We start from the raw sequence: 11858 nt of genomic DNA, 5'->3' as shown, positions 1-11858 counted from the left end.
CTGATGTAGAGGCGTCCATGAAATTCAGCGTGCTCATCTTAACGTGTCTGGCCGTGGTAGCGTCCTTTGGCATCGCCTGCGGGCAGAGGATCAACTCGTCCTCAGCTCAGCGGTCGGATGAATACACGACGTTCCTGGCTGGCTTCGAGGACTCGCTTCCGCCTGAGTGTCAGGGCGACGTGACCTTCGTACCTGGACGGTTCGGCCAGGCGGTCGTGGTTGGCCCGGATGGCCTGAGCCTGGCTTCCGACGCTGGGTTCGATGTGAATTCCGGCACGGTCGAATTCTGGGTCAGGGTCAATGACCCACAGTGGTTTTCCGAGGATCACACGCTGGTGGCCAACGACGTCGGCCACGGCCAGAAGGGGAATGTCCGCATCTGGTACTGGCGCTGGCAGGATCGCGGCCATCTGCGGTTCGACCTGCACAATTTCGCCAACCTCCACGACGCCTACCTGATCTTCCCGTACCCAACCGACACGAACTGGCATCACGTCGCCTGCGCGTGGGACCACCGACAGGGGCTCGTGCTGTTCATCGATGGTGCGCGGGTCACCGCCAAGACGGGCCAGTGGGAACCGGTGGCCGATCCCGGCAAGCGGCTTATCCTGTGTCCGCAGGCCGGCGACGTGTGCGTCGACGAGCTGCGCATTTCGAAGGCGTCGCTGCTCGGGCCCGCGGAACGCGCCATTGCTTACGGCGTTACTCACGGGCCGGCAGGCGTAAAGGACGGCCGGACCGTCCTGCCGGTCACGGTGACTTTCTCGAATGACAGCGGCTTGGACCAGATGCTGTCGGGCAAGGTGACGGTGATCGACTACTACCAAAACGTCCTGGCTGAGGAGAGCGTGGATAGCGTTCTCGCGGCTTCGCAGAAGAGGGAACTGACCCTCGACGTGGTTACCGACAACGCCGGGCCATACGTGAAGGTGCGGGTCGACGCCGCCGAAGGCAAGCAGGCTCCGCTGGCCATCGACGACGAGCAAATCGTCTTTGTCGACGTCCTGACCGGTCCGCGGCTGCGAATGAGCCTCAACGGCCAGTGGGAGATGGCCGACGGCGATCCAATGAACATCCTTCCGCCCGAAGGGGGCGAGTGGGCGCCATGTGAGTTGCCGTATCGCTGGGAGACCTGGCAGGGCGTCCACACCCGTTGGTTCCGCAAGACGTTCACGATTCCCGAGCCGATGCGCGGCAAGCGAATCGAACTGCAACTCGGCGGCGTGCGATTCCGGGCAGACGTGTTTCTCAACCGCGAGCTTCTTGTTTCGTCCCACACCGACCAGATGCCGCTGCACGTCGATCTGACCCCGGCGGCGAAGCCCGGCCAATCCAACGAACTCCTGATCGCGGTCACCGACTGGGTAAGCTGCGCCGCTCCGGAACTCCTCGAAAGTCTGCTGCCCGTCTGGTCGCGGGCCTGGCTCCAGGGCCGGGAGGTTCCCGGCATGCCGTTCATCCGTCCGTGCACGTGTAGTCTCGGGGCGGCGGGGATCGGTGATCCGATCTATGTTGTGGCCACGCAGGACCTGGCGGTAGACTCATGTCGCGTCACTCCGTCGGTCCGCAATTCGGAGCTGAAGGTCGCGACGAGCATCAGAAGCGATTCGAAGGTCGCTCGGACGGTCCTCATCAGACACCAAGTTATCGACGGGACCGAAACCGTCATCGCGTCGCCTCCGCGGACTGTCGCGATCGAACCGGGAATGAACGAATCCGAAACGGTCATTCCCGTGGATCTAGGCAAGATCCGCCTCTGGTGGCCAAAGAAACCCTATCTGTACCGATTGCGGACGCAGATCACGGTCGACGGCGCAGCCGCGGATTGCCACGACGTCCGCTTCGGGTTCCGCGAATTTCGGGCCGACGGCCCGGTGTTCCGGATCAACGAAACCGCCATCCGTCCCGGGGCCGCAGCGGGGATTCCCCACGACTATCCCGGCATCGTACACTACGACGAGAAATCGCGGATCGACCGCTGGTACGCCACCAAGAAGTTCCTTCGTTCCTTCTTCAACGTCAACGTCACGCTCGTTCGCTACCACACCGAGCCGTACCCGATCCTCATGTTCGATCAGGCCGATGAGATCGGGCTGATGATCGCCTCCGAAGCCTGGATGGCCACGCTGCCCGGAAAGATGAAGCTGGACGATCAGCGGACGTGGACCAACTTCCGCGAGTTCTACCCGAGATGGGTCCATCGTGAATTCAACCATGCCAGCCTCGTCATCCGGAGCATGGAGAACGAACTGGGCTACCACCTGCCGGCTGCGGACGCTCCACGCTCGCCGTTCGGATATACACCCGAAACGGTGGAAACGATTGTCAAAGAAATGAGATCGCTTGGCCGTCTCGTCAAGCGGCTCGACCCGTCGCGTCCGATCATGTACGAAGGGTCGGGACCGGTGTTCTATGAAGTAGCCGACATCTACAATCTTCACTATCCCGGCATTCCCGGCAACGAAAGCCTGTTTCCCATCACGGGGCGGCGATTGTCGATTCCCATCGACAGCTACCGCGAAAAGAACTGGCTCTGGGATCGTAAGAAGCCGCTCTACGTTGGCGAATACGACTCCTGCTTCGGCGAGCCGGCAGGCTTCGCCCCGCTGCTGGGCAAGCGCGCCTACGTCGCCGGCTACCTGTATCCAGCCCACATGGCAATCTGGAGTTACACCATCCCCGGCCAGCGGATCGACGGGATGACGGCTGGAGTCCCGTGGACGATCCTGACCTTCAACGGTGTCCTGGACGAACTGAATGACAACAACGGTAAGGTCAAGCTGGTTCGCGAGATGTTCACCCCGATCGCCAGCTTCATTCATCAGTACCGGTCGGTCTACTTTGGCGGCCGCTCGGTTGCGCGAACCGTCACCACCCTCAACGACAGTCTCGAAGAGCAGCCGATTACCGTCAAGTGGTCGCTTCAGGAAGAAGGAGAATCGCCGGTCCGGCAGGGCGAGTTCGAGATGGTCCTTTCACCGGCGGAGAGCAGGCGGACGCAGATCGAGGTCGCCTTGCCCGATGTGAATCAGAAGCAGACATTCACCTTTGTCGTGGAGACCTTCGCCAACGGCGAATCCACGCACCGCGACGGACGGCGTTTCATCGTCTTCCCCGGCGCGTCGTCCCAGGCGAAGGTGACGGCCCGGTGCGGACTCGTGGACCTGCCCGACGAGGTGTTCCGTCGGCTGAATGTTCCGATCCGTGCGATATCCGCCGATCAGCCGGAGTTCGCCGATCTTGACGTTCTGGTTGTCCGTGGCGACCAGGAGGGACTCGGCGGCCATGCCGACGCGGTGGACGCATTCCTTCGTTCCGGAGGACGCCTGATCGTCCTTGGCGGCTCGAAGGTGCCGGATTTCCTTCCCGTACGGCTTGAGCCCGCTCCGGGCTCGCCGCCTCTGAAGTACGCCGACGACGCGAACCCCGGCAGCCAGTTCGAGGCGCCGTGCCCCGGTTCGTCGATGACGATCGTTCACCTGCGAATTCCCGACCATCCGCTGCTGGCGGGGCTGGACGATGAGCTGCTGCGATTCTGGCAGGAAAGCCACATCACCGCGGCCTACAGCTACCTGAAACCCAAAGCCTTCTCAGCCCGGACGATCATCGACTGCGGGAGCGGACTGCGGCAGGCCGCTCTCATGGAAATCCCGCACGGCCGCGGATTGATCATCGCGGTCCAGCTTCCCGTTCTAGAGGCTTTCGACGATCAGCCCGCAGCTGGGATCCTGCTCGCCAACCTGTTGGAGTACGCCGATGCGTATCGCGGCGAGAGGCCGCGGTCGGCGGTGGGCGTCCTCGCCGACCCGCGAAGCGCCGTTCCGTCTTTCCTGCAGTCCCTCGGCGTCGAGCCCTACCTGCTCTCGGACCGGCTGGAGGAGGTCCGCGATCTTTCCGACTACGCCGTGATCGTCGTCGACTCCGACGACCGGACGATGGATGAACTCACCAAAAACAGGGACATGCTCACCGCGTACGTCGATGCCGGAGGAACCATCTGGCTGCATCGACCCGTGCCCGGACACGTCGAGAGCGTCAACGCGCTGTTGCCGGCGCCCATCTCGCTGAAGGACCTGACGCTCACGTCGCCGATCAACGTTCTCGGCGTCGGTCCGCTTGCCGGCGTCAGCAACGATGAACTCTTCTGGCCCGACGGAGCATTCCTGCCGCCGGTCTCGCCGCGGGTGGCAAGCTACACGGTCGAGTGTCCACCCGACTCCGATATCGAGGGTCTGACGGAACCCTGCGTCGCCGCCGTCGTGCGATCGGGCAAAGGGGCGTGGTTCATCGAAGAGGTCGCCTGGGACACCGAGTTCTCCGAGCGGACCCGCGCGATGCAGTTCGTCCGGGCCGTATTGCCGAACTTCGGACTCCAGGTTCGCGCCCAAGCCGCCGCGCCGATCAGCGAGCCGGAGCTCGATCTCGGATTTCACCCGATCGATATCTCGGCACACTGCAACGAAGGGTTTGTGTCTGGAATATGGAACGGCCCCAACCAGGGGCTGCACGAGTTGCCGCTGGGTGATCAGAAGTTCAAGGGAATCCTGCACCGGATCATCGATCCGTCGGCAAACGCGGGGAAAAGCTGCATCGGATTCCGTTCCGAGGCACAGAACAAGGGCGGCGCCGCGAGTGTTACCCTTTCCGTCGAGGCCAAGGCTGCTGCGATGCGGATGCTGATCACCAGCATGTGGACCTGTACCTTGCCCGCCACGACGAAGATCCTCGACGTCGATATCGAATATTCAGATGGTACTCACGCCCGGACTGAGGTCTGCTATGGGCGCGACGTGATGGACTGGTGCCCCGTCGATCCCGCTGCGACGGAATACCACCCGGCCATCGCCTGGATCGGACCGAAGTGGCCGCGACCCGGCCTCTACGATTTCGCCTGGATCAATCCGCAGCCGGAAAAGACCATCGCCCGCGTCACGCTCTCAGCGGCTCACGATCTCGGCTTCGCCGTCCTCCTGGCCGTTACCGTCCAGGATCGGCTCTCCGAGGCCCAGAAGACGAGCTCCGAATGGATTCCAGGCCTGGAACGATAACGAGCCGCGATGCGCGCCGCGTCACTTGCCCACCGGCACGTCGGCGAGGTGTTCGAATACCTTCCGCACGCCCGCGGCGATGGCGTCGATCTCGCGCGGGCCGTTGGGCGGGCGGTGGCCGTTGATCGCGATCTGGATCGAGCTGTCCACCACCTTCTGCGTGACCGGGAACTGTCTCATGTCGTAGCGGATGCCCTTGCGGGCGAACCGGCACGACCACGGACAGCCGTGACCGTAGCCTTCCTTGGCCTGGAAGACCGTGTGGGCGGGCAGCGACATCCGCGCCGGTCCCATCGGCACGCCTTCGGCCTTGAGGGCCTCGACCACGCCGTCGGTCAGCTCGCGCACCGCCCCTTTGTATCCGATGGCCGACGGATCGACCCGGATGACGAATGCGTACCCGTTGTTCGGCCGGTCCTTTGAATCGTACGGCACGATCAAGCCCGGCGTGTCCTCCAGGGCCTTGCGCAGACGCACCCAGTTGGCCCGGGCCTGTTTGTTCGTCTGGTCAAGCCGCTGCAGGCCGCTGCGGGCGTACGCCGCGGTCAGGTCGTTCATTCGGTACATCCAGCCCATCGCGTAGCTGTGGAAATCGCGGCTGCCTTCGGGCGCCCGCATCTCGCCAAAGCTCATCAGCGCCCGAGCCTTGACGTACCGCGGCTCATCGTCGGTTACGAACAGCCCGCCCTCACCGGCTGAGAAGTTCTTGTTCTGGTTCAGGCTGAACGCCCCGCAGTGCCCGAACGTGCCGACCTTCTTCCCTTTCCACGTCGCGCCGTGGGCCTGGCAGCAGTCCTCGATCACGAACAGCTTGTGCTTTCGGGCGATTGTCATGATCGCGTCCATATCACACGCCAAGCCCCAGTAGTGCACGGGCAGGATCGCCTTGGTCTTGGGCGTGATGGCCGCTTCGATCTTCGCCGGATCGATCAGTTGCGTCGCCTCGTCAATGTCCACGAAGATCGGGATCGCGTTGTGGTGCAGAATGCACGTGGCGCTCGAGGTCCACGAGAGCGTTGTGGTGATCACCTCGTCGCCCGCTCCAACCTCGCCCGCCGCCAGCCCCATGTGCAGCGCCGCCGTGCCGCTGTTGCACGCCGCGGCGAACCGGTTCCCGTTCCAGCGGGCGAACTCCTCCTGCAACGCGACCACGTTGGGGCCCCACGCATGGGATTCTCCTCGCAGTGACCTGAGCACGAACACCTCATCCTGCTTGTCCGCCTTCGGCCAGACCTTGAACTTCACGCCCTTGGCCACCGCCGGTCTGCCGCCCAGAATCGCCAGCTTACTTGTCATTATTCGGAACTCCTTCCTTCATTTCCTTGAGCATCGCAATCGCGGCGTCCGACATCATCTCCAGCGCCTCGGGAACCAGCTTCGACCAGTTGCCCAGGTCCGTCTCGTAGCCGCCCCCTTCGAACGCCCGACGGGTCGGTACGTATCCCACGTGCGAGTTGCTGTTGCCGCCCGCGTAGATCGGGTAGAACGGCGAACCCAGCTTGATCGCCAACTGCCCTTCGACGAAGAGCTCGCCGGGCAGTCCGACCACCGCCGCGCCGCCGATCCGGAACGCCTGGATCTCGCAATCGACGTTCGGCGACTTCTCCGCCCGCTCGTGCAGGCCCAGCCGCGAGACCGCGTACGCCCACTCCCACTCGATCATGTTGTAATCTCGGTTCCACGGCGGTTCCGGGTGGTCGCGGAGGTACTGCCGCGTCTCGGCCAGGCGCTCCGGGCTCATCCGCCGCATCGGAATGCTCAGCCGCACGTCGCGCCGATCCAGGTCCGCCGCATCGACAAATGTGATCTCCGCCAGAATCTTCTCCACGTCTTCGGTCAGCCGCTTGCCGATCACCCGGTGGTCCGCATCGTGCGTCGGGTCCAGGTGGTGGTGATGGTGCACGTTGCCCGAGCAGCCGTTAAGCACCAGCGGCACGCACGCCTCGCCGCAGAGTTCCCGCACGCCCTTGGCCCACGCTCCCGGCCACCCGGCGGTGATGTACCGCTGCGGATACTCGTGCGTCGGATGGCAACTGAAATGCAGCAGCGTCGCGATCATCCTGCCGTCGCCGCCCTTGACCGCGATGACTCCCACCTCCGGATCGATCGGCCCTTCAACGTGCAGAATCTGCGGATCGCACGTCCGGGGATGCGTCCGTACCGTCCCGTCCCGCATCACGAAGCGCCGGTTGAACGCCACCCGCCCCTCCATGCCGCTGCCCCAGCCGATCGACGCCGGCTGAAGGTTGGCGTTCGCCTGACGGATCGCTTCGACGATTTGCGGAACCGCCCACCGGTTGTACCGCTCGTCGCCGCAGAGCCACCACAGGTCGTCGGTGATGCATGGAAAGTCCTTCTCCGCCACCGCGCTGCCCAAAGCCGGAGCGCCGTGCGTGTGCGTGCTATGCAGCATGATCGCCTCCGGCGCGATCCCTGTTGCCTTCGCCGCATCCTGGCGGATCTGCGCGACGCAGGGATCCTTGGCGAAGCACAGGTCCAGCGTCACCAAACATACCTTCCGGCCGTCCGACTCCAGGACCAGTGCCCTGGCGAATATCTGGTCCTCCACCGTCTCGACCGGTCTCGGGCGGCTCACGTCGCCGGCGATCTGAATGCCCTTTTCCGGCGTAATATCCACCTGCGCCGCGCCGGCCCGCAACTTCGATGTCTTGCTCATATCCAGCCCTTTACACTTCCTGAGCCAGTTCCTGCTCCAGGTTCCTGAGATACTCCAGCGCCTTGCGGATCGCCGCATCCGCTGGGTACTTGTCTCCTTCGTATTCGATGTTGACGTACCCGCCATAGCCGCTGCGCCGCATCGTCGCGACGAGCTTGCGGTAGTCCACGAGTCCTTCGCCGATCAGCGCGCCGCGGTACGTCCTGCCGTCCAGGCCGGGCATGCCCGACTCGCCGGCCCGAGCCTCGACGTAGTCCTTGAAGTGGGCGTGGACCACCTTCTCGCGGTTGTTCAGGAACGCCGCCGACGGCTCCTCGCCGCCAGTCAGCACGCAACCGGCGTCGAAAGTCACGCGCATCTCCGGTAGCGCCGAAGTCAGCGCGTTCATGTCCTGCGACGTGATGAACGGCGCCGCGCAAACGAAGTGCTCGGTGCTGATGGTGATCGGACAGCCGCGGGCCGCCTCGAAGATCCGCTCGAGCGTCGCAATCGCCAGCCGGCGGCATTCCTCGCGAGAAAGCTCCGGCTTGCGGCCGATCGGGATCATCACCATCGGCGCGCCGAGCACCTGTGCCGCGTCCAAGCCTTCCAGTACGGTATCCACCGCCTTCCGCCGCGCTGCCTCATCCGAACAGATCAGATCGGCTGAGAACGTATAGCAGACAAAGCGCAGCCCTTCATCATCCGCCATGCGACGCAGATCCGCCGGCTCGTAGCCATACAGGTGCACCTGGTCGATCCCCTCCAGCCCCAACTCGCGCGTCAGCCGGCAGACCGCCGGCATGTCCGCCTTGCCGTCGGGCTGCTGCCGCGCGATCGTGTACGTCATCATCGAATACTTCATCGCTTCTCCTCATTTGCCCTTGCCGATGTCTCGCCCGGCCAGGCGCGGGGCCTTGTCGATCCAGTCTTGGGCCTCTTCGGGTGAATGCACGCCGCACCGCAGCACCAGACCCTCCGGCCGCAGATGCCGGATCAGGAACTCCATCGTCCCAAGCGATACGTACAAATCCAAGCCGCGGCCCGCCGCCTGCACCTGCCGGTACAGATCGAGCCACGCCGGCCCGTTCTCCGCCGCGCCGCTGCCCGGTACGTACTGGATGACCTTAACGTACGGCCGCGAGAGCAGCGTCGGCAGGTGACGCACTGCCTGTGGACCATCCAGGTGATACCACACCCGCTCGTATCGCTCGCCGACCGCGTCCAACTCGACCATCACGTACCGCTCGAACAGATCCGACGAGATCATGCACGACATGTCCGACTGGGTTTCCATCACAAACTCGTCCGACCACAGCCCGGGCCATGCCCACACGCAGCCGTCCTGCTGCGCGTCGATCATCGCAAAGAAATGCTCCTGATCGGCGAACCACGCCGGCAGCATCTCTCTCAGCCGCTGAGTGCACAACTCCGGCCGTTCCGCCAGGTCCGTCAGAAAATCCGCGTTCCCTCGAAACAGCATCAGCAGGTCGTTGACCGGCACCTGGAACGGATAGCCCACCAGGAATCTCCCCTTGGCCGCCTCCAGCAGCCGGTCGTACACCCGTTCCAGCTTCGCCCGCCACGGGTCCGCCGGTCCCGGCCACCACCGCACCGGCTCGTCCAGGCTCGACGTCGTCACCGGATGATAGATCGTCGTCTCGGCGAACCGCACGTCCGGTCCGCAGCCCAGCGTCCAGCCGGCCAGAATGACGGGATTGGTCGGCACCGCCTCGCCGCCGAAGTACATGCTGGCCACGTTGTGAACGGCAAACGCGGTCAGGTAATCCGGGTCCAGCCAGCGACCCTCCAGCGTCGGCGGTATCGGCGGCGGCTCGCCTTTATCCGGCAGAAACGCCCGCAGGTCCAGGCACGGCCGGTCGGTCGCCGCCATGTCCCAGAACGCCCGCCATCGCGCCTTGGCCGCCGGCCAATCCGGTTTGCACGCACACCTCTGATCGCCTTGGATCGTGTCCATGTCTCCATTAGAAGGCGAACGCCGATTCGCGTAAAGGTGAGAATCTTGCGAACAGGTGTACTCCGTTGCCACGACGTCCGCAGAACCGTTGGCAGCGGCAACGCCCGAGCCGCAAACGCCGTCTAGCCGTCCCAGCGGATCGCCACTTGCGCGCTTCGCTGCTGCGGGCCGATCGGCAGGGTTATCCGCTGAACGTCGTGTTCTCGCACCGGCGCGGGCAGCGGCGACTGACGGCCGTCGATCAGGAGGCTCACGTTCCGGGCCTCCGCGGGGACGGCCAGTGCGACCTCCACCGGCTGATCGCCGTGGACATCAAAGCCGAATTCCAGCGACCGCCCCGAACGCCTCTGCCGATAGCTGATGGTGCTCCGCGGGCCGGCCGGCAGATCGCTGACCGTCACGTCCCTCAGGCCAAACGGCAGACTCGGCCGGACGGACACGCCCGCCCCACCAATCCGGATCCCGATCAGGTCCTCGAAGGAGTGAACCAGGAAGACCGCCGCCTGCTCGCAGTTGCCGCTGTCGACCGTGTAGTCGGCCTGCGGATCCTGCGCGTACGGCAGCCACATGCCGCGAAAACGCGGCGACCAGTAATTCCTGAAATAGTCATCCGGGCTATCGGGGTCTTTGTGGTACCACCACTCGGGCCAGATGTTCGACGGCTTGACCACCGTCCGCCGCACAAACTCAAGGTGCGAGTCCAGCAAAGCGAATCGCCCGGTCCGACCCAGATAGCCGAGCAGATGCCCGAACACCTTGCCGAGCACCCGGTACCGATCGGGCTCGCACGAAATCACCTCCATGTCGTCCCACGCAATGACCGATGTCTCCTTGAGGATGTCAAACACCCGGTCCCACGCGCCGGCCTGGCCGCGGTGCCATCGTGCTGAGTAAAGCGAAATCCAGTCCACCTCGTCGGTATACCGGCCGTCGAGCCGGTGCCGGGCGACCCGGTAGATCCGCCTGTCGCCGTCATACAGCGTCGTCTCGATGCCTTCGACCAGTGCGTTGCCGCGATCGGCGAATATCGCAGCCAGGTCGCGACGTCCGAACCGATCGGCCAGAACCGCCATGGCGGCGTGACCAGCCGCCATCGACGCATTGGTAAAAAGGTCGCAGATCGGCTCCGAACTGCCGCCAAAACCCTGCTCGTTAAAGTTGCCCGCGTCCAGGAGCCGCCAGTCCTCGTGATAATGCCGCGTCCAGGCGCCGTCGAACATGGCGCACAGGCCGGCGAACAGCTCGCCCAACCGCTGTGTCGTGCCCGCGATCTCCACGCACCGCTGCAGCGCGATCGCCACGTGGGCGGGCGTATCGATCTGGATCGTGTTCGCCTTGATCGACCCGTCGCGGCTGTAAACGTGCGGAATGTAGTACTGGCCCTTCGGAACGTGGTCGAGCGTAAAGCCGAGGATGCGAATGGCCGTCTCGACCAGGCCCACATCCGCCAGCGCCCGCGCCGCCTCAGCTGTGTCGCGAGGATAATGCGTCTGGCCGTAGAGCTTGACGTTGCCGACCTCGCCGTAGCTGGTCTGGCAGAAACCGGACGGGTCCGTGCGGTCCGCGAACGACTTGAGCGTCCCGTACAACAGCGAGTTAAGAAACGCATCGCCAACATCGACCCGCGCCGAGAACCCGTGATACTCCGCCAACTCGCTGCGGCACCAGTCGCCGATCTGCCTGTGCGTACCGTCGGATGTCATAATGAACGCCGTCTCCTTCAAACCCGAAACGGCCCAAGAATAGACAAACCAGGCAAAAAACGCGACAGGAAAAACCGCGCCTGGCAGGACTCGAACCTGCGATCTGCTGATTAGAAGTCAGGACGGCAATTCCGTAGAGGGCGATACCGCAGGGACTTACAACAAGACCAGCACGAGTGACAACAACTGTGACAACAACAGCCCTGAAGGTCCGCCCATAGAAGGGGACTTGGTCCAGGTTGTTCAGGCCTGGGGGAATCTCCCTGCCCCGATCAAAGCGGCGATCCTGGCGATGGTCCAGTCGGTCAAGACGTAGCCAACGGTGGGGCGACCAGAGCGACGGGTTGGAGTACAGGACATGCAGCCGTGGCAGTACAGGACGATGGTCCAAGACATGGCGAAGACCGAGGGGCCGCTGGAGATCACGCAGGCCCCGTGCTTAGTGCGGGAAATCGGGGCTGCAAGCCGCGTTC

General features: G+C 64.1%; 6 protein-coding genes. 1 reads left to right on the top strand and 5 read right to left on the bottom strand.

What is annotated here, in order from left to right:
* Positions 1-17: 17 nt before the first annotated feature.
* Positions 18-5048, top strand: a complete 5031-nt coding sequence (locus GXY33_22325) for a hypothetical protein (GenBank protein NLX07887.1) — start codon at positions 18-20, stop codon at positions 5046-5048.
* 21 nt (positions 5049-5069) lie between these two features.
* Here GXY33_22325 and GXY33_22320 read toward each other — a convergent pair whose 3' ends face one another.
* From GXY33_22320 to GXY33_22300, 5 genes are all read right to left on the bottom strand, one after another.
* On the bottom strand, positions 5070-6344 hold the full coding sequence (locus GXY33_22320; protein ID NLX07886.1) for a DegT/DnrJ/EryC1/StrS family aminotransferase: 1275 nt from the start codon (positions 6342-6344) through the stop codon (positions 5070-5072).
* Positions 6334-7725, bottom strand: coding sequence for a hypothetical protein (locus GXY33_22315; protein NLX07885.1), 1392 nt, complete (start codon positions 7723-7725; stop codon positions 6334-6336). The genes GXY33_22320 and GXY33_22315 overlap by 11 nt, the downstream gene beginning before the upstream one ends.
* A gap of 10 nt (positions 7726-7735) precedes the next feature.
* Positions 7736-8569: a sugar phosphate isomerase/epimerase gene (locus GXY33_22310; GenBank protein NLX07884.1), complete on the bottom strand. Its 834-nt coding sequence runs from the start codon at positions 8567-8569 to the stop codon at positions 7736-7738.
* Between the two features lie 9 nt (positions 8570-8578).
* Complete coding sequence (locus GXY33_22305; GenBank protein NLX07883.1) at positions 8579-9682, bottom strand: hypothetical protein; 1104 nt, start codon at positions 9680-9682, stop codon at positions 8579-8581.
* 122 nt (positions 9683-9804) lie between these two features.
* On the bottom strand, positions 9805-11385 hold the full coding sequence (locus GXY33_22300) for a hypothetical protein (GenBank protein ID NLX07882.1): 1581 nt from the start codon (positions 11383-11385) through the stop codon (positions 9805-9807).
* Positions 11386-11858: the final 473 nt, after the last annotated feature.

It is taken from the genome of Phycisphaerae bacterium (assembly GCA_012729815.1).
Taxonomy (GTDB): Bacteria; Planctomycetota; Phycisphaerae; order JAAYCJ01; family JAAYCJ01; genus JAAYCJ01.
This window is presented reverse-complemented; position numbering and strand designations above follow the sequence as displayed.

Excerpts from the sequence above, each read along its gene's own strand:
- GXY33_22325 (NLX07887.1), top strand. The coding sequence starts at position 18 with ATGAAATTCAGCGTGCTCATCTTAACGTGTCTGGCCGTGGTAGCGTCC.
- GXY33_22320 (NLX07886.1), bottom strand. The coding sequence starts at position 6,344 with ATGACAAGTAAGCTGGCGATTCTGGGCGGCAGACCGGCGGTGGCCAAG.
- GXY33_22315 (NLX07885.1), bottom strand. The coding sequence starts at position 7,725 with ATGAGCAAGACATCGAAGTTGCGGGCCGGCGCGGCGCAGGTGGATATT.
- GXY33_22310 (NLX07884.1), bottom strand. The coding sequence starts at position 8,569 with ATGAAGTATTCGATGATGACGTACACGATCGCGCGGCAGCAGCCCGAC.
- GXY33_22305 (NLX07883.1), bottom strand. The coding sequence starts at position 9,682 with ATGGACACGATCCAAGGCGATCAGAGGTGTGCGTGCAAACCGGATTGG.
- GXY33_22300 (NLX07882.1), bottom strand. The coding sequence starts at position 11,385 with ATGACATCCGACGGTACGCACAGGCAGATCGGCGACTGGTGCCGCAGC.